Here is a 17,620-nt window from a genome sequence, read left to right as displayed (position 1 = left end):
TCGGTAATGAAAAAAAAGAGAGTAATACGGCAAATCGCCGTTGTGTTGGGCACCTTGTGCCTGGCGGGATTAACAGGGAATACGGGTGTGATGGCGGCGGAAAAACAGCCGGAATTTAACTGGCAGGCGGCACCCACGGAGGAAATGCGCGCCAGCCTGACGTTACGGGATGCCATTCTGCGGGCGTTCGCGCGTAATCCGCAAATTGCGGAAGCGGCGGCGCAAATCCGCGTGGGCGGCGGGAATCTGGATGCGGCGAAAAGCGCGTGGTATCCGCAGGTTTCATTACAAGGATCGGCAGGGCAATCGCGGCAGACCTATTCATCAGGTGATCAGAGCAGCAACGGATCGGCGGGGATTCAGCTCAGCCAGCTGCTATGGGACTTTGGCAAAACCAACGGCAGTATCGGTGAGCAGGAATACCTGTCGGATTCTTATCGATTTTCTCTTTACAGCACCATGACCGACGTGGCGCTGAGCACCATGCAGGCCTACCTCTCGGTGAAACGCTTTCAGGCGTTAAGCGTGGCGGCGAAGGACAATATCGAATCGCTCACCCGCGTGAAAGATACCGCGAAACTGCGTTCTGACGCCGGGCTGAGTTCTCAGTCTGACGTGTTGCAGGCGGAAACCCGCATTGCCGGTATGCGTGCCACGGTGGAGCAATATCGCGCGCAGGAGCGTTCCGCGCAGGCGCAACTGACCGTGCTGACCGGCGTGGTATCGAACAACTTACCGGATCTGCCGGAAAGTCTCCTCAATCAGAAAGTCACTCTCGACAAAATCCCCTACGAAAACAGCACGCTGGTGCGCGCGGCGCAGGCCAAGCAGCAAGCGGCGATTGAGCAGGTCAATCAGGCGGAAGCGCAACACTGGCCAACGGTCAAAGTTCAGGCCGGTCGTACCCGTTATGACAACAACGGCACCACCGGTTCTTACTGGGATGACCAGCTCCAGCTGGCGGTAGACGCGCCGGTGTATCAGGGCGGTGCGGTCAGTGCCAAAGTCCGGGCGGCAGAAGGGCAACGGCAGGCGGCGCAGGCGGATGTCGAAAAAGCCAAGCTGGATATCAACCAGAAAGCCTCAACCGCTTATGCCGACATGATCGGCGGCCAGCAACGTCAGGTCGCGGGCGAAGAGCAGTATGCCAGCGCCACACACACCCGCAGCGTGTATCAGGATGAATACAAACTCAGTAAACGCAGCCTGAACGATTTGCTCAGCGTCGAGCAGGACGTTTTTCAGGCGGACACGTCGCGCATCGGTGCGCTTTATGACGGATGGGATGCCACAGTGCGTTACGCCGCGGCAGTGGACAATCTGGTCGATATGTTAGGCATCGACCGGCAGAAACAATCAGGTGACACCATCCCGGCGCTGTAAGGCAAAACAGGTCGTGGGAACCCAGAAGCATTCGATACCGAGGTTGAAATGAGCAACGAAACAACAACACCTTTGTCGATCGACGTCTGGATAAGCGCCATGGGGCGCGTGGCCGAAACATTCGGTAAGCCAGCAGATCCGCTATTTCTCCGCCAGCAAATGCGCTGGTTTGAACATCAGCCGCTGCGCCGTCAGCTCGACCGTCTGAGCGGGCTGATGGGTTTACAGGTCGGCATGGTCAGCTGGAATCAGGTTCGCTGGCGTCAGGAAGTGTTGCCCGCCGTGATAACCCTGGAGCAGGGCGGCATTGCGGTGCTTGAGCAGTTACATGATGACGGCAAAGTGGATTACTGGCTCAGCGATGGCGGTGACCTGCTGCGTTCGGCGGAACTGGTCACGCTGCTGGAACAGAGCGCCGGTCCGGTATTTCTGGTCGGTGTAGCGGCGCGCGGGCGCGATGAGCGTATTGATCAGTTTGTTCAGCCGCATAAAAAACACTGGTTCTGGGAAAACTTTCGCGGCAGCGGACGCAAAATCGCGGAAATCTCACTGGCATCGGTGCTCGGCAACGTGTTGGCGCTGGCCGGTATTTTGTTCTCGATGCAGGTTTACGACCGTGTCATTCCGGCACAATCTTTCCCGACTTTGTGGGTGCTGTTCTTCGGCGTGGTGCTGGCTGCGGGCATGGAATACATCATCCGCCTGATGCGCACGCTGGTATCCGACCTCATGGGGAAGAAAATCGACCTCAAAGTTTCTTCGCTGTTTTTCGTGCGGGCGATGAACATCAAAAATGACGACCGGCCAAAATCCACCGGTTCGTTTATCTCCCAGTTGCGTGAAATCGATCAGGTGCGCGAACTGCTGACTTCCACCACCGTCAGCGCCGCCGCCGACATGCCGTTCGTCCTGCTGTTCCTCGGCATCATGTTCTTCATCGGCGGCCCGCTGGTGATCATCCCGCTGCTGGCTATCCCGCTGATTGTTATTCCCGGTATTCTGATCCAGTGGCCGATGGCCAAACTGGCGAAAGAAGGCATGCGTGAAAGCGCGCTGCGCAACGCGGTGCTGGTGGAAACCATCGAAGGCATCGAAGACATTAAAGCCTTACAGGCAGAGGCCTATTTCCAGCGTCAGTGGGAACAGACGCACGAAGTCAGCGCGGCGGTTGGCATGAAACAACGTCTGTGGGGCGCACGCCTGACCGGCTGGGCATCCACCGTCCAGCAACTGACGTATGGCGGCATGCTGGTGTTCGGGGTGTACCTGGTGCTGAGCGGTGATATCACCACCGGTACGCTGGTGGCCAGCAGCATGCTGTCGTCACGTACCATTGCGCCGCTGATGCAACTGACGATGGTGTTTTCCCGCTGGCAGCACGCCAAAAGTGCGATGCACGGGCTGGATGAATTGCTGAAAAAACCGGTTGACCGGCCTGCGGACGCAGAGCTGTCACATTGCCCGTCGCTCAGCGGTCATTTCAACGTGCGCAATCTGCAATATACCTACGACAAAGAAAATTCGCCGAATGTGCTCGGGATCGGCCAGCTGGAAATCAAGCCCGGTGAACGGGTGGCGATCCTCGGCAAAGTGGGCGCCGGGAAATCCACGCTGCTGAAATTGCTTTCCGGTCAGGCCAGCCCGTCGCAGGGTAAAATCCTGATCGACGGCGTGGATATGACCAAAGTCGAACCGGCCGATATCCGCCGTCAGCTGGGATATCTGTCGCAGGATTCGCGGCTGTTCTTCGGCACGCTGCGCCAGAATCTGATGCTTGGATATCCCCATGCCTCTGACCAGGAAATGCTACAGGCGCTGCGCATCAGTGGCGCGCTGAGTATGGTACAGGCCGATGCCTCGAGTCTGGATAAAATCATTAATGAAGGCGGGCGCGGACTTTCCGGCGGTCAACGCCAGATGGTGATGCTGAGCCGTATGATCCTGCGCAATCCTCAGGTGGTGCTGATGGACGAACCGACGGCGTCGATGGATGAACAGCTGGAAGAATATGTGATCCGCCAGCTCCACGCGTGGCTGGTCGGCCGCACGCTGATTGTGGTCACGCACCGTCCGGCGCTGCTCAAACTGGTAGACCGTATTGTGGTGATGGACAACGGACGGGTGGTAGCCGACGGACCGCGGGATCAGATCCTTGCGAAAGCGGCCAGCAATACGCCCGCTCCGGCTGCGGCCGTGGTGGCGGACAACAAACAAGGCGCAGCCTGAGCTGCTGAGGACATCGCATGGCACATCTTACTTTGCATGATGAACTGGAAGCAGAAGGCCGCAAAGTTTCGTGGATCATCTGGGTATCGCTGGCCTGCCTGCTGATTTTCTTCGTCTGGGCGCGGTTTGCGCAGCTTGATGAAGTCACCGTCGGGACCGGCAAGGTCACGCCATCGAGTAAAGCGCAGCAAATCGATTCTCTCGACGGCGGCGTGATTTTAAAACTGATGGTGCAGGAAGGTTCAGTGGTCAATCGCGGTCAGTTGCTGGCGCAACTTGACCCGACACGTTCGCAATCGAATTATGGCGAAGCCGCTTCCCGCGTGCGCACTTTGCGTGCCTCGTCTGAACGGCTGAGTGCTGAACTGACCGGCGCGCCGCTGAAATTCAGCCCGGAAACCATGAAATCGCCGGAACTGGTGGCGCGTGAACGCCAGCTGTATTTATCGCGTAAACAGAACCGCGACGAAACCGTCAGCAACCTGCAACAGTCGCTCAAACTGGTGAATGATGAAATCAACATGACCCAGCCGCTGGTAGCAAAGGGCGCGGCGGGGCAGGTGGAAGTAATCCGCCTGAAACGTCAGGCCAGTGAACTGCGCGGGAAAATCGACGATGCCATTAATCAGTATGCGGTGCGCGCCCGTGAAGAGCAGGTGAAGAACAACGCCGATCTGGACGCCGAATTGCAGGTCATGGCAGGGAAAGAGGATCAGGTGACGCGTTCCGAACTTTATTCGCCGGTGCACGGTATTGTAAAAGATATCCAGGTTTCCACCGTCGGCGGGGTGTTGCAGCCGGGCGGCAAACTGATGGAAATCGTACCGATTGAAGATCAGTTGCTGATTGAAACCCGCATCAATCCGCGCGATATCGCCTATATCCGCCCGGGACTACCGGCAACGGTCAAAATCTCGGCCTACGACTCGTCCATTTACGGCGATCTGGACGGCAAAGTCGAAGGCGTTTCGCCGGATACCTTGCAGGACGAGGTGAAACGCGACCAGTATTATTACCGTGTGTACGTGCGAACCGATAAAGCCTTCCTGACCAACAAAGCCGGACGCCAGTTCCCGATAGTGCCGGGGATGGTAGCGAACGTAGACATTAAAACCGGCCAGAAAAGCGTGCTGGATTATTTGATAAAACCGCTGAATAAGGTGAAAGAGTCATTGAGGGAGAGGTAAGCAGGAGGCCGCTGCTTGTGCGGCTTTAACTTTAACTTTAACTTCAACGTCAACGTCAACGTCAAGGTCGTGGGCGTCGGCCCACACCGACTTGGGGGACGGCTTATCGCCGCCTCCCCCCAAGACCCCCCCGGGCTCTTTCACTGCGCGCTATCGCGGGCACGACGGACATGTTCTGACGAATTTGTGTGTGGCGCAAAATGTCATCGCTTCGCGATCCCCGAATTTCAGGTTTCGAGCCATAGGTCTCGAACCATTCATTCGGTGCCATTTTTGAGCACGCCAATCAACCTTTTTAAAAGATGTAAAACAGTCTGCCATTGAATTTAAGATCGTGCGGGCGTTTCAGAAAACTTGCTGAATGAGAGGTTGCAGACCAAAGGCTGCAATCCCGAAATGAAGGTACCGCGCAGCGGCAAGATTTCCAGCCTGTCGCAGTGATACCTGAAACATAGTGTCTGGCGGAGCGCCCGAGGATATCAGCCCGATATTGCAGCGGCCTCTGCAAAACCTTCAGTCAATAAACAAACTCGTCGGTACATTAAACCTCACCGCCAGCGCCCGGATATGCTCCACCGTCAGAGAGCGCTTACCGCTCAGGATCTGACTGACCAGTGATTTTCCGCCGATTTCCTCTCGCAGTTCGCTCTGCTTTAATCCGTAATCCTTCATCAACTGGCGAAGTGCCTCAACGCCCCGTGGCAGATTTTCTACCGCCTGATTAAAGGGGGCGAAATCTGCATGCTGGCGTTCATAGCTTTCGATTTTTGCACTCAGAAACTCGATAAGCGGGTTTTCGTCGTCGTGCTCAAACAGATAATCAATCAGCTCAAGCGCACTTTTATAGTCGGCAGTGCTGGTACTTCCTCCCAGCAGGGGAACCGCTTTGACCAGCGCTTTACTGGCTTCGATAGCTTCAGCAATCATTGTGCGTAAGTCCTGTAATGTTTGTTCAATTGGTCGTAAAGCGCATGGGTGACGATGTGTTTTACATACACCCGCTTATTGACGAAATTGATATAGGCAATGAGGCGAAGATTATTGCCGCCGACGTTAAAAACCCACCATTTTGGTCGGTAGCGGAAATTGTCGAGGCTGGAAAAGACGGATTTCAGGGAATCTGGCGTCGGGTAGTCACCTTCTTTAAGCCCGCGATAGGTTGCCAGTAATGCGGTTTTATCATTGGGATACTGCCGCATCGCCCGGTCGAATGCTTCTTTGGCTATAACATGCATAGCGCTCCTGAGTTCACATCCTGTGAACAATATAAAGGTTAATGTTGTGGTTTACAAGCTGTAAACCACAATAACCTTTTGCAGGAGTGGGAGGACTTTACTTGTTGTCAGATTGCGGCACATCTTCCAGAGAAGTTTCTGGTTCAGCTGTTTGAACACTGCGGTAGGCGGCTACCGGATCTTCCCTCTCAGCTTTCCGTTTGTCCTGCCACAAGTTCATCCGTGCCCGCAGTGAGCCGCTGAGTTCTTCATGTACCTGCTTCGCAGCGTCGGATTCAGGATTCAGCTCGAGTACGAATTCCATATATTTATCTGCGGTATAGCGGTTTTTCTTCACGCCGGTACCGGTCAGCCACGCCATGCCGAGTGTATAAGCGGCTTCGGCACGATCGGGGTGTTGTGCGTTATGCAGAATTTCCGGCAGCCAGACTTCAGCAGCCTGACGCTTTTCGGCATCTGAACCCTTGTCCAGCGCGCAACTCGCACGAAAATAGGCGGCGGATAAATGCCCGGCGTCCATTGCCCGCTGATACCAGTGCATGGCCTGTTCATAATCGGGTTCGCCACCAAGCCCTTCACGCAGCGCATTGGCGCAGGTAAACATAGCGGGCACCATGCCAGAACGGGCGGCGCTCAGCACGCAGTCCATGGCATTACTGTCGTTGTGATACTGCTCAGGCACATCCTGATGCCAGCCATTGCGGTAGAAAAAGTACAACTCATAGCAATGGATCGCGCTGCCGTGGCGGGCCATTTCGGTCATCAGAAAATGTGCCGCGTCCAGATCGTCATTGATCGCCATGTCGTGCGCCAGCGTGACCAGATCTTTTACCGGTTGCTCGTCGCCCGCTTGCAGAATAAGTGACCACGCATGTTCCATCAGCCCGGAACACAACTCAGGGCGAGCCGGTAAACCGTACAGGCCTGATTGCAGAGCCGTCGCGGCAAACGCCACCAGCACCGGATCATTTGCCTGACTCAGGCCACGGGTCAGCAGCTGGGTCAGTACCGGTAAACCTTCCTGGTGACCATTGGCCAGCACGGCGCGGGAGATAAACATCTGCGCGTCGTGACCGGGCATTGCCTGCGGTGAGACAGCAAATAAATCGTCATAGACGGCCAGCCCGGCCTGATCGTCGTCCTGCCAGTAGGCGATGCAGATCCCGGCCAGATCCAGCAGACGGATCCGTGTTTCCGGCGACAGAGGCTGAGCCAGTAATCCGGCTAAGCGTGATTGTAATTCCAGCGCCTGCGGCGATTCTCTGTCGGCGATATCGCCGGAAAGCGCATCGCACATCGCATTAGCGCGGAACTGATTGCGCTCTTCTTCGCTAAATTCTGCGCACAGCGGACTGTCGATAATCTGCATCTGTTGTGCGTCACTGCCGCCCCAGAACGCGGAATGGAATAAAAGGTAGGATTCCAGGGTGCCGACGTCCGCATGGCGCACTGACATTGCCATGCGCAGCCAGTAATCCAGCGCTTCTTCGTCGTTTTTGCGGGTTTGTTGTAACGCATCCGGGAGCACTTGCGGCCAGTGCGTAGCCGGCTCGAATCCCAGTGCGTGGATGTGCGCCACACCGGCCTGCCAGATTTCACTGCCCTGAATCGAAAACTTTTCATGTAAAGGTTTGGGAACTTCTCCGGCAAACAATGCCTTCAGCCAGTAAGGCTCACCAAAACCGCCACTCAGGTTCATCATATGGCGCAGGGCGTGCGTCGGGCGCGGGTGCAGTTCAATGGCGTGCAAAAATGACAGCACCGCATAGTCACAGCATAACTGTGCGCCCAGCCACTGGTGGTCTGCGACGTCTTCACCTTCTTGCGGCTGGCGGATAATCCAGGCATTTTCATGCCAGACCATACCCAGTAATGTATGTGCGTGATAGCTCTGCGGGCATTGCTGCACCCAGTCACTGAGTATTTCCAGCGGATTGAGCGGGGGAGATTCTGTGCCTGTAAACAACGTCGCGGGATGCATCAGCAATCCGTAATCGCTATGGCCGTCGCCCTGGTTCTGCCAGCCACGCATTTGTGACAACAGCCACTCGTCGAGTTTTAGAAAACGGCGGGTCGCCAGAAGCATTCTGGCTTTGGAAATGTTGTCGTGCTGGTCCGGTTGTGGCATGAGGTTCCCTGAACGGTTGAGTATAAACGGTGTTTTGCGCGGCACCAGAAGTCTAACTTTCTTCCCCTGCGCGATCAGCGGGATTGGTCTGACTTTGGCTATAGTAACGGATCCGAACCGTCACTGACTAACAAAGCCTCGGCATAATAAAAATTAATAATTATCCTAAAATTTCTTATTAATTGAACAGATTAGATATCAACTATTAAGAAAATCGGAATTTGAAAGATGGAGAAAGTGTGAGGTAATTATGGAGAAATACAGTTTAGCGACGAAATATAATTAGTGATGAATGTCACATTCGGTAATTATCTCTTTGGAAAACAAAAAAAAACCGACCACATTGGGTCGGCTGTTGTTTCCACAAAACGGGGAATGAGGGTAATAAATAACAAATAATGATGATAGCGGGAGAGAGTATATATTATCGCTCAATGGATGCTTTATCACTTAGTGCGGTAACTAATTGAGATAGTTGGTTGATTTTAAAGGTTTTTTATTTGATTTAGCTTTACGTGCTTTATTTTAACAAATAAACACAGGTCTAAATTTACCCGATTTTAATAAATTGTTACACCTTTAAATACTTCAGAAATATATTAACTAATTTCGTATCATTTTCTTTCTGGATTAATAGTATTTATATCAAGAGAATGGAATTGCCATGTCGGGCCAACTTTTATACAGATACCAACAAGCGTTAAGCAGATTTAAATCAGTAAAAACGTGTACTTTACATTCAGTGGCACGGTCCGACACCTATCGAGGACAGAAAAATGAAACTCCGTGTTCTTTCACTCATGATCCCTGCATTAGTGGTCGCAGGATCAGCAAGTGCGGCAGAAGTTTATAATAAAGATGGTAATAAACTTGACCTTTACGGTCTGGTTGATGGCTTACACTACTTCTCTAATGATGCCGGCAGCGATGGCGATCAGAGCTACATCCGTCTTGGCTTCAAAGGCGAAACTCAAATCAACGACCAGCTGACCGGTTACGGCCAGTGGGAATATCAGGTTCAGGCCAATCAGGCTGAAAGCTCTGATGACGGCGACCGCGCATTTACCCGTTATGGTTTCGCAGGTCTGAAATTTGGTGACATGGGTTCCTTCGACTATGGTCGTAATAACGGCGTAATGTATGACGTTGCCGCCTGGACCGACATGCAGCCAGAGTTCGATGGTTCAACCTACGGCGCTGACCAGTTCCTCTATCAGCGTACCAATGGCGTTGCAACGTATCGTAACGACAACTTCTTTGGGCTGGTTGATGGCCTGCACTTCGCTCTGCAATATCAGGGCAAAAACGACAGCGGCGGCGGCGAACCGGGCACACGTGATGTGCTGACTCAGAACGGCGACGGTTACGGTATGTCCCTGAGCTATGACATTGGCGCGGGCGTCAGCGTGGCAGGTGCATTCTTCAACTCTGACCGTACTGATGAGCAAAATACCGCACCGGGCATCATGGGCGACGGTAAAAAAGCGGAAGGTTACACCGGTGGTCTGAAATATGACGCCAACAACGTTTACCTGGCTGCCATGTTTACTCAGGCTTACAACGCTTCCCGCTTCGGTTCTACCGATTCAGAAGCTTACGGGTACGCTAACCAGTCACAGGCATTCGAAGCTTACGCAAGCTATCAGTTCGACTTCGGCCTGCGTCCGTTCGTGGCTTATAACCAAACTCGCGGTAAAGATTTAGGGTCCGACCGTCTGGGCAACAACTACCAGGATCAGGATCTGGTGAAATTTGTCGACCTGGGTGCGACTTACTACTTCAACAAAAACATGTCGGCCTATGTTGACTACAAAATCAACCTGATCGACAGCAGCACCTTCACCGATAACGCCGGTATCAACACCGATGACGTTACCGCTGTAGGTCTGGTGTATCAGTTCTAAGCGTGCCTTTCTCAGACACAGAATAGCGTTTAGATTTGAGTCACAAAGAACAAGCAGTAAAAGAACGCGGTCTCTGATGGCCGCGTTTTTTTTGGGCACAATTTGACGTGAGAACCCCGGAAAACGCCGCTATTGTGTTGGGGTGAATTTCTTCCAAAGCCGAGGTCAATATGTCCGTTAAACCGCCATTACCGCCATTTACCCGTGAAAGCGCCATCGAAAAAGTCCGCCTGGCTGAAGATGCCTGGAACAGCCGCGATCCGCAGCGGGTCAGTCAGGTTTATTCTGCCGATACCGTCTGGCGTAACCGCAGTGAATTCGTTCACGGTCAGGAAGCTGTGGTGACTTTTTTGCAGCGTAAATGGGCAAAGGAGCTGGATTATCGTCTGATCAAAGAGATTTGGGCATTTGACGGAGCGAGGATTGCCGTGCGTTTTGCCTACGAATGGCATGATGATTCAGGCAACTGGTTCCGCAGTTTTGGTAATGAGAACTGGGAATTTAATGAACAGGGGCTGATGTTCGCACGCCATGCCTGCATTAACGATTTGCCGATTCAGGAAAGTGAACGGAAATTCCACTGGCCTCTCGGACGCAGGCCGGATGATCATCCTGGCCTGAGCGAATTCGGATTCTGATGGTTTCAGGCTGATTTCTGGTGGATCAGATGCAGCGGGGGAGAAACATCGAGTTCGATTTCCGGATTCTGGCGGAATTCATGCGGCGTGATATTGAAACGCTTGCGGAACATGTAGGTAAAGTGCGACTGCGAGCCGAAGCCGAAATCCATTGCGATGTCGAAAATCGGTGTATCACTGCTGCTCAGCTGATAAACAGCACTCGCCAGACGACGTTCCCTGATGTACTTCCCCAGAGAAATGCCTGTCGATTCTTTGAACAGTTTTTGCATGTGCCAGAGCGAATAGCCTGAGTACTCAGCCAGTTCTTCAAGGTGGATCACACGACCAAGATGGCCTTCAATCCATTTGCTGAGTGCGCAGACGATAGCGATATGAATATCCTGAGCCATAACCAGTCTGTTTTAAGGTTGAATATCGCTATTATACACGACTTCGCCGTGATGGCGTGGCAGGTGTTGCTCTGAGGTGTATGACAACTGAAGTGACAAAATTGGCCCGCTGAAAAGGAGTGCACAGGCACTCTGACGGGCCACGATTTAGCGTAACAGGATCCAATGAATCAGGCGGGCGATACCGTCGTCCACCAGAACGATCCCGACAAGGATAAGAACAATCAAGATGTAAAAGTTCTTACCGGTTGGCAAAGTGGTTCCTCCCTTCATCCCCGTTCAGGGCATAAAATTCGGTTACCACGGGCCGCTACCCCGCATATTTAGAGCAATAACACTCAGACAAACCGCAACAAATATCAGAAAAACGATAAGGAGCCGCTTCATTCTTTTTACAGAGCTTACGCTCTTCCTCCAGCATGGATCTTTAACCAAGGATGCAAGCGAACGTTAACCGCTTCTTGATGGGAGATCCAGTCTGTAAAGAATTTTTATGGTTTTCGTTTAACTAGTAATGCTGTTCGTTTAACTATTTACAATTGTCGTTTAACCGTCAGTGGCAGGGCGTCGCACCAGATCGGTTTTCTGACCGCCATTAATGATGGTTGTCGGCGGCGTTTCAGGCACCAGCGCATCCGGAGCAATGTTCATATGGTTGAGCACCTCTCCCATAATTTGCCCGAAGATTGGCCCTGCAACGGAACCACCAAAGTGTTTACCTGCCTGCGGGTTATTGACCATCACCACCAGCGCCACGCGCGGATTACTGGCAGGTGCCACACCGGCGGTGTAGTTGATGTAACCACCATCGTATTTACCACTGGAACCCATTTTTTCCGCCGTACCGGTTTTAATCGCCAGACGATAACCCGGCACCGCCGCACTGAGGCCTGAGCCTCCCGGCAGGGCATCACTTTCCATCATATGAATCACGGTTCTGACCACGTCAGCCGACATTACGCGGGTGCCTAACACCGGCGGTGTGACTTTGGTAATCGACAGCGGGCGGTAAATGCCTTCTGCGCCAATCGTGGCGTATTCGCGGGCAATTTGCAGCGGTGTTACGCGCAAACCATAACCGAATGAGAAGGTTGCGCGCTCGATATCCGCCCAACGCTCACGGTGCGCAGGAAAATAACCGCTGCTTTCACCGCCGATACCCAAATCTGTAGCTTTGCCCAAACCGAATGATTGATAAAGCTGAACCAGCACGTTCGCAGGCATCGCCAGTGCGATATGAGATACCGCGATGTCGCTCGATTTCTGCAAAATACCGGTGATGGTCAGTGCCGGCCAGTGACCAACGTCGCGGATAAGGTGTCCGTTAACGGTGTACGGATGCGTATCGAGAACCGAATCAGGGCGGATCATATGGCGGTTCAGACCGGCCATCACCACCAGAGGTTTCACCGTCGAACCGGGCTCAAAGCTGTCGCTGATCGCCACATTACGCATGTCTTTTGGCTGCACGCCAGCGTAATTGTTCGGGTTGTAAGAAGGGTAGGAGGCCATCCCCAGAATTTCGCCGGTGTTTACATCCACCAGAACTGCCGCACCGGACTCTGCCTGGTTAAGCGTGACGCCATCGCGCAGGCGGGAATACAGAACGTACTGCATAAAACTGTCGATGCTGAGGTTAATAGTTGGCGGCTGTTGGGGCGCCACTTCCTTGAGGATACCAATGACGTTGCCGTGGCGATCCTGACGGTATTCGCGCATCCCCGGTTTGCCCTGCAATAACGCGTTAAAGCCTTTTTCCACACCGTTCAGGCCTTCGTTATCTGTCCCGACGACACCGACCAGGTTGGCCGCGGCTTCACTCATCGGATAATAGCGGCTGTCATCAAGCTGAGTGCTGATGCCACCCAGATGCAGCTGGCTGATATCGGCGGCAATGCCTTCTTCTATTTTGCGGCCAAGATAGACAAAGCGGCGCTGCGGATCGCTGGTAATGGTTTGCTGTAACCGGGAAAGCGGCATATTCAGCGCAGAGGCCAGATATTGCCATTTCGGACTGTTCAGATCGCTGTGCAATTCAAGCACGCGGAACGGGTCGGCGATAATGTCTTTGGATGCCACGCTCAATGCCAGCGGGTGTCCGTTGCGGTCGACAATGGTACCGCGCCCGGCAGGGATGACGCTGGAACGCAGCGAGCGGGAGTCGGCTTCTTTTTCCAGCATTGGCTGGTTAAGAAGTTGCAGATAACCTACGCGACCGAGCAGTACCGCCAGACAAAAGACGATGCCGAGACAAATCAGCGCAAAGCGCTTGGTATAAAAATGCGGTTGGGCGCTGGATTTTTTTGAGCTCGGTGGCATGGCAGTTTCGCAAAGTCATTGACGCGTTTGAAGCGAAAAGCGATGGCACCGGGGAACCCTTTCACCGCATCAAATGATGCCGTTAAGTGCCCGATAAAAATACAGCTCATCGCTCTGAAAGATAATGAATTTCGTATACCTGCACATCTTATATTAAGCCATAGCGATGGATTGTTTATTTCAATTGCTCTTTGTAAGAAAGTGCAACGGTGAAGCCCTATTTTATTCGACGGACAGCCATTCATCCGCTTCTTCAAACATTTCTTCCAGCATTTGGTTTAATTGCGAACGTTCCTGCTTACTGGCACCTTGCGTATTCAGCCCGTTGGCCTGCATCGGTTTTACCTTAACTTCCGCATCCGGGAACATTCGGTGGACACGTTTTACCAGCTCTGCTTCAATTTTTGCACTGGCATTAGGGATGCCGGAGACATTCCGTTTGTCAAAAATCAGTTCAACCCGCATGGTTTTCCTCATTATTATAAAATTTTATTAACTGGCTAAATATACAGTATGCAAGGCGGGCGCTCTAGTGATTTTTCGCCTGCACTCTGGAACGCAGCGCAGATTTGTGAGCGTAAATTCATGTAATTCATGATTCATGCATCTTGTGAATGTCTGGCTGACCGTTAGAATGGCGGCCTGTCTGTGAGGGAAATGTGGATAAACAACGGCGTACAGCACTGATATTTTTTTGCCTGGCCTGTCTGGTCATACTGACGTGTATGACACAGCGTATCGCCGGGCTGAATGCGTTGTCCGCAATCGTGCATCAGGAAACGGCGACAGCGCAGGCGTCATCCACGACCTCAGAAATCGCTAAAATCCCGGCTCCCTGTGAGCTCAGCAGCAAATCGCTGCTTTCTGTTCCTCCTCTCCTTTTAGAATTTGCGTTTCTGGCCCTGAGCCTGCTGCTGGCATTTTTATCACGCGGCAATATGGCGGCGATCCGTCTGCTGGTGCCCGAAGCCGTCCCCGTGCCGCGCCTGCGGGTGCATTTGCGGCTCTGCGTTTTCCGGGAATAAAAACACGCCTGTTTTTCATCAGGATGTGACTTTTTATTTTTGGAGAAAATCTATGCAAAGTTTATTCAGGGTAGCCGCTGGCTGCTTACTGATGCTCTGGCTGCATACCGGATATGCTGCCGACACCGGCTGGCTGCAAAGCCCGCAAAATACTCACGCGAAAGTGCGCTTACAGGCGCAGCCCGCCCATTCTTCTGAGAAAGAAACCCGCTTGCTGCTTTCTGTCAGCCTTGAAAAGGGTTGGAAAACCTACTGGCGGTCGCCGGGTGAAGGCGGCATTGCGCCGTCGGTTGAATGGCAAAAACCGGCCACGGCAGCGCAGACGACATGGTACTGGCCGACGCCCGCACGCTTTGATGTGGCGGGTATCACGACTCAGGGCTATCACGATGAAGTCACGCTGCCAATAACCCTCAGTGGTCATGCTCCGGCCACAATAGCCGGAACGCTGACGCTGCCGGTTTGCAGCAACGTGTGCATTCTCACCGACTATCCTTTTAGTCTGGATCTCAGCTCGTCAGGGGATAACGCAGAATTTGCACGCCAGTTTGCCGTCGCCATGGGCAAGGTGCCGATTGCTGAAGGGCTGGCGGACAGCGTAACGGCGGGCTATCGCGCCGGTGTATTGCAGATTACTGCTCACCGCGGGCAGGGCTGGCAAAATCCGGAAGTCTTTACCGATACGCTGGAAGACACTTCGCTCGGCAAACCCGTGGTGAAAGTGGACGGCCAGCAAGCGCAGTTCACGCTGCCGGTAACGGACGAGTGGGGCGAAAAAGCACAGGATATTAGCGGAAAAACGCTGAGTATCGTGCTGTCGGACAACGGTCTGGCGCAGCAGATAAGCCTGAATGTGAGTCCGCTTCCTGCCGCAGTTCCGGGCAGTATCGCACTCTGGCAGGTGGCGCTGATGGCGCTGGCCGGTGGGTTCATCCTCAATCTTATGCCTTGTGTTCTGCCGGTGCTGGGCATGAAACTCGGCAGCATTTTGCAGGTGGAACAGCGCAACCGGAAAAGTATTCGCATGCAGTTTCTGGCGTCCTCGGTCGGGATCATTACCTCGTTTCTGGCGCTGGCATTGCTGATGACGCTCCTCCGCTACACCAATCAGACGCTGGGCTGGGGCATCCAGTTTCAGAATCCGTGGTTTATAGGTCTGATGGTGCTGGTCACGGCGCTATTCACCGCCAACCTGCTGGGATTGTTTGAAATTAATCTGCCGTCAAAGATGACGACACGTCTGGCGACGCATCAGCGAGCCGGCCTCAGCGGACACTTTGCTGAGGGCGCGTTCGCCACATTGCTGGCAACGCCATGTTCCGCGCCGTTTCTCGGCACTGCGGTGGCATTTGCGCTGGCCGCACCGCTGCCCGTGCTGTGGGGACTGTTCCTGATGCTGGGCATCGGCATGAGCCTGCCATGGCTGATGATTGCCTTGTGGCCGGGGCTTGCGATGTGCCTGCCGCGCCCCGGTCGCTGGATGTTACGGTTACGCCTTTTCCTCGGTGTACTGATGCTGTCGGCGTGTCTGTGGTTGCTGAGCCTGATGGAAAATCATCTGTCAGCGTGGTTTGTCGCCGTGCTGGCGGGCGCGCTGCTGGTGATGTTGTTTGTCTTATCTCTGCGGCGCTATGGTCTGCGTAATTCAGCGTTAACCACCGGTGTTTGTGCCGTTCTGGTGGGTGCAGCCATCGTGATTGCTACGCAGTTTTCCGGTGCTGGCGGGAAGCCGCTGCGCGATGATATTGCCTGGCACCCCTTGTCCGAAGAGGCGATTCAAAATGCGCTGGCGGAAAAAAAGGTGGTCTTTATCGATGTCACCGCCGACTGGTGCGTGACCTGTAAAGCGAATAAATACAACGTCCTGATGAGCGATGAAGTGCAGGAAGCGCTGACAGAGCACGACGTCGTGGCTCTGCGCGGTGACTGGACGTTACCGTCAAAACCTGTCAATGACTTCCTGCAAAAACGCGGCAGCGTCGCCGTGCCGTTTAATCAAATTTATGGTCCGCATACTCTGGCCGGTGAAATCTTATCACCGCTGCTGACGCGCGATGCCGTATTACAGGGGCTGGAACAAGCCCGTGGAGCCCGATAATGAAAACGTTAATGCTGATTATGATGATGGTTATTTCTCCTGCCGTTCTGGCGATGACGCCAGAAGACACGCTGTTTAATAACCCGGCCTCACCGTGGTTTGGGGCAAAAAATCCCCGACTGACGATTGTTTCTTTTACCGATTATAACTGCCCTTACTGCAAGCAGTTTGACCCGATGCTGGAAAAGGTCGCGAAGGAAAATCCTGACATAAAAGTGGTGATCAAATTACTGCCTTTCCGTGGTGCGAGTTCCATTATTGCCGGTCGTGCAGCGATGACCGTGTGGGAACAACATCCGGAAAAGTTTCTGGTTGTGCATCAGCGGCTGATGTCTAAAAAAGGGCAGCATGATGAGGCCAGTGCGCTTGAGGCTGTGAAATATGCCGGGCTGGAACCTATCCGAGTAACGCCAGCCAGTTATCTTGAACTGAAAACCAATGTCGAAATTGCTGAAGTGTTGGGTATTCAGGGAACGCCGGCGACCATTATTGGCGATCAGTTGATCGCCGGAGCTATCTCTTATGAGGATTTGCAAAAAGTCGTGAAGGAACAACTGGCGAAGGCAAAAAATGACCAGGCTTAAGCGCTGGGCCCGCGAAGGGGTGATTTTCGTCGTGCTGATTTTGGTAGTGATGCTGGGGATGGATTTTCTGCGCGCGCCGCAGGCCCCGGCCAGTTTTGGCAGCCAGTCGTTGCAGACCATCAGCAATCAGTCCCTGACGCTTAACGAACAAAGCCAGCAGCGCCCGTTGCTGGTCTACTTCTGGGCAACGTGGTGCGGCGTCTGCAAAATGACCACACCTTCGGTTGCCCGGCTGGCAGAAGAAGGCGGGAACGTTCTGACAGTGGCGTTGCGCTCCGGCGATAACGCAACGCTGGAGCGTTATCTGCAGGGGAAGGGCATTCAGATGCCAGTGGTTAACGATGCACGCGGCGAGTTGTCGGCGCAATGGAATATCGGCGTTACCCCGACGTTTGTCATCATCGATAAAGGGCAGGTCATCTCCACGACAACTGGCTGGACATCTTACCGGGGGATGAAAGCGCGGATGTGGTGGGCGCAAATCCGCAACTGATTTGCCGC

15 protein-coding genes are annotated in these 17,620 nt (G+C 53.6%); 9 read left to right on the top strand and 6 right to left on the bottom strand.

Going from position 1 to position 17,620, the window contains the following annotated elements:
* Nucleotides 1–6 precede the first annotated feature (6 nt).
* Genes D5398_RS07835 through D5398_RS07825 form a run of 3 tightly spaced genes read left to right on the top strand, consistent with a single transcriptional unit; the run spans nucleotide 7 to nucleotide 4,796 of the window.
* The gene (locus tag D5398_RS07835; protein ID WP_120507108.1) at nucleotides 7–1,383 is read left to right on the top strand and encodes a TolC family outer membrane protein; all 1,377 of its coding nucleotides are present in this window, start codon (nucleotides 7–9) and stop codon (nucleotides 1,381–1,383) included.
* Nucleotides 1,384–1,431: 48 nt separating this feature from the next.
* Nucleotides 1,432–3,609 (top strand): type I secretion system permease/ATPase, encoded by a 2,178-nt coding sequence (locus tag D5398_RS07830; protein WP_120507107.1) that lies wholly within the window; start codon nucleotides 1,432–1,434, stop codon nucleotides 3,607–3,609.
* A 17-nt stretch (nucleotides 3,610–3,626) separates the two neighbouring features.
* Nucleotides 3,627–4,796 carry a beta-barrel domain-containing protein gene (locus tag D5398_RS07825; protein WP_120507106.1) on the top strand — a complete coding sequence of 390 codons (1,170 nt, stop codon included), beginning with the start codon at nucleotides 3,627–3,629 and terminating at the stop codon, nucleotides 4,794–4,796.
* A gap of 513 nt (nucleotides 4,797–5,309) precedes the next feature.
* Here D5398_RS07825 and D5398_RS07820 read toward each other — a convergent pair.
* The 3 genes from D5398_RS07820 to D5398_RS07810 form a co-directional block, all read right to left on the bottom strand.
* A complete protein-coding gene (locus D5398_RS07820) occupies nucleotides 5,310–5,723 on the bottom strand; it encodes a helix-turn-helix domain-containing protein (RefSeq protein ID WP_120507105.1) in 414 nt (137 codons plus the stop codon).
* The gene (locus tag D5398_RS07815) at nucleotides 5,720–6,031 is read right to left on the bottom strand and encodes a type II toxin-antitoxin system HigB family toxin (protein WP_120507104.1); all 312 of its coding nucleotides are present in this window, start codon (nucleotides 6,029–6,031) and stop codon (nucleotides 5,720–5,722) included. The genes D5398_RS07820 and D5398_RS07815 overlap by 4 nt, the downstream gene beginning before the upstream one ends.
* 97 nt (nucleotides 6,032–6,128) lie before the next feature.
* Nucleotides 6,129–8,159, bottom strand: a complete 2,031-nt coding sequence (locus D5398_RS07810; protein WP_120507103.1) for a DUF4034 domain-containing protein — start codon at nucleotides 8,157–8,159, stop codon at nucleotides 6,129–6,131.
* Nucleotides 8,160–8,935: 776 nt separating this feature from the next.
* On the opposite strand from D5398_RS07810, the gene ompC reads away from it, so the two are divergent.
* Both ompC and D5398_RS07800 read left to right on the top strand, forming a co-directional pair.
* Entirely contained in the window at nucleotides 8,936–10,063 is a 1,128-nt protein-coding gene (ompC, locus tag D5398_RS07805; RefSeq protein ID WP_120507102.1) for a porin OmpC, read from the top strand.
* 170 nt (nucleotides 10,064–10,233) lie between these two features.
* A complete protein-coding gene (locus D5398_RS07800) occupies nucleotides 10,234–10,701 on the top strand; it encodes a nuclear transport factor 2 family protein (protein ID WP_120507101.1) in 468 nt (155 codons plus the stop codon).
* Nucleotides 10,702–10,706: 5 nt separating this feature from the next.
* On the opposite strand, the gene D5398_RS07795 is transcribed toward D5398_RS07800, so the two are convergent.
* The 3 genes from D5398_RS07795 to D5398_RS07785 all read right to left on the bottom strand — a co-directional run bounded on the left by D5398_RS07795 (nucleotide 10,707) and on the right by D5398_RS07785 (nucleotide 13,877).
* Nucleotides 10,707–11,093: a helix-turn-helix domain-containing protein gene (locus D5398_RS07795; protein WP_112289967.1), complete on the bottom strand. Its 387-nt coding sequence runs from the start codon at nucleotides 11,091–11,093 to the stop codon at nucleotides 10,707–10,709.
* 546 nt (nucleotides 11,094–11,639) lie between these two features.
* Entirely contained in the window at nucleotides 11,640–13,412 is a 1,773-nt protein-coding gene (locus D5398_RS07790) for a penicillin-binding transpeptidase domain-containing protein (protein ID WP_120507100.1), read from the bottom strand.
* Between the two features lie 222 nt (nucleotides 13,413–13,634).
* Nucleotides 13,635–13,877: a DinI family protein gene (locus D5398_RS07785; protein ID WP_120507099.1), complete on the bottom strand. Its 243-nt coding sequence runs from the start codon at nucleotides 13,875–13,877 to the stop codon at nucleotides 13,635–13,637.
* A 194-nt stretch (nucleotides 13,878–14,071) separates the two neighbouring features.
* On the opposite strand from D5398_RS07785, the gene D5398_RS07780 reads away from it, so the two are divergent.
* Genes D5398_RS07780 through D5398_RS07765 form a run of 4 tightly spaced genes read left to right on the top strand, consistent with a single transcriptional unit; the run spans nucleotide 14,072 to nucleotide 17,612 of the window.
* Nucleotides 14,072–14,437, top strand: a complete 366-nt coding sequence (locus tag D5398_RS07780) for a copper resistance protein (protein WP_120507098.1) — start codon at nucleotides 14,072–14,074, stop codon at nucleotides 14,435–14,437.
* 52 nt (nucleotides 14,438–14,489) lie between these two features.
* Nucleotides 14,490–16,535: a protein-disulfide reductase DsbD family protein gene (locus D5398_RS07775; RefSeq protein WP_120507097.1), complete on the top strand. Its 2,046-nt coding sequence runs from the start codon at nucleotides 14,490–14,492 to the stop codon at nucleotides 16,533–16,535.
* Entirely contained in the window at nucleotides 16,535–17,119 is a 585-nt protein-coding gene (locus tag D5398_RS07770) for a DsbA family protein (RefSeq protein ID WP_120507096.1), read from the top strand. Before D5398_RS07775 ends, D5398_RS07770 begins: the two co-directional genes overlap by 1 nt.
* On the top strand, nucleotides 17,106–17,612 hold the full coding sequence (locus D5398_RS07765) for a protein disulfide oxidoreductase (RefSeq protein ID WP_120507095.1): 507 nt from the start codon (nucleotides 17,106–17,108) through the stop codon (nucleotides 17,610–17,612). The genes D5398_RS07770 and D5398_RS07765 overlap by 14 nt, the downstream gene beginning before the upstream one ends.
* Nucleotides 17,613–17,620 lie beyond the last annotated feature (8 nt).

Source organism: Rahnella bruchi (genome assembly GCF_003614975.1).
Taxonomy (GTDB): Bacteria; Pseudomonadota; Gammaproteobacteria; order Enterobacterales; family Enterobacteriaceae; genus Rahnella; species Rahnella bruchi.
The sequence above is the reverse complement of the archived record's forward strand: the minus strand, read 5'-3'. Positions and strand labels throughout refer to the sequence as shown.

Excerpts from the sequence above, each read along its gene's own strand:
- D5398_RS07830 (WP_120507107.1), top strand. The coding sequence starts at position 1,432 with ATGAGCAACGAAACAACAACACCTTTGTCGATCGACGTCTGGATAAGC.
- D5398_RS07785 (WP_120507099.1), bottom strand. The coding sequence starts at position 13,877 with ATGCGGGTTGAACTGATTTTTGACAAACGGAATGTCTCCGGCATCCCT.
- D5398_RS07820 (WP_120507105.1), bottom strand. The coding sequence starts at position 5,723 with ATGATTGCTGAAGCTATCGAAGCCAGTAAAGCGCTGGTCAAAGCGGTT.
- ompC (WP_120507102.1), top strand. The coding sequence starts at position 8,936 with ATGAAACTCCGTGTTCTTTCACTCATGATCCCTGCATTAGTGGTCGCA.
- D5398_RS07825 (WP_120507106.1), top strand. The coding sequence starts at position 3,627 with ATGGCACATCTTACTTTGCATGATGAACTGGAAGCAGAAGGCCGCAAA.
- D5398_RS07765 (WP_120507095.1), top strand. The coding sequence starts at position 17,106 with ATGACCAGGCTTAAGCGCTGGGCCCGCGAAGGGGTGATTTTCGTCGTG.
- D5398_RS07790 (WP_120507100.1), bottom strand. The coding sequence starts at position 13,412 with ATGCCACCGAGCTCAAAAAAATCCAGCGCCCAACCGCATTTTTATACC.
- D5398_RS07835 (WP_120507108.1), top strand. The coding sequence starts at position 7 with ATGAAAAAAAAGAGAGTAATACGGCAAATCGCCGTTGTGTTGGGCACC.
- D5398_RS07775 (WP_120507097.1), top strand. The coding sequence starts at position 14,490 with ATGCAAAGTTTATTCAGGGTAGCCGCTGGCTGCTTACTGATGCTCTGG.
- D5398_RS07800 (WP_120507101.1), top strand. The coding sequence starts at position 10,234 with ATGTCCGTTAAACCGCCATTACCGCCATTTACCCGTGAAAGCGCCATC.
- D5398_RS07795 (WP_112289967.1), bottom strand. The coding sequence starts at position 11,093 with ATGGCTCAGGATATTCATATCGCTATCGTCTGCGCACTCAGCAAATGG.
- D5398_RS07810 (WP_120507103.1), bottom strand. The coding sequence starts at position 8,159 with ATGCCACAACCGGACCAGCACGACAACATTTCCAAAGCCAGAATGCTT.
- D5398_RS07815 (WP_120507104.1), bottom strand. The coding sequence starts at position 6,031 with ATGCATGTTATAGCCAAAGAAGCATTCGACCGGGCGATGCGGCAGTAT.
- D5398_RS07770 (WP_120507096.1), top strand. The coding sequence starts at position 16,535 with ATGAAAACGTTAATGCTGATTATGATGATGGTTATTTCTCCTGCCGTT.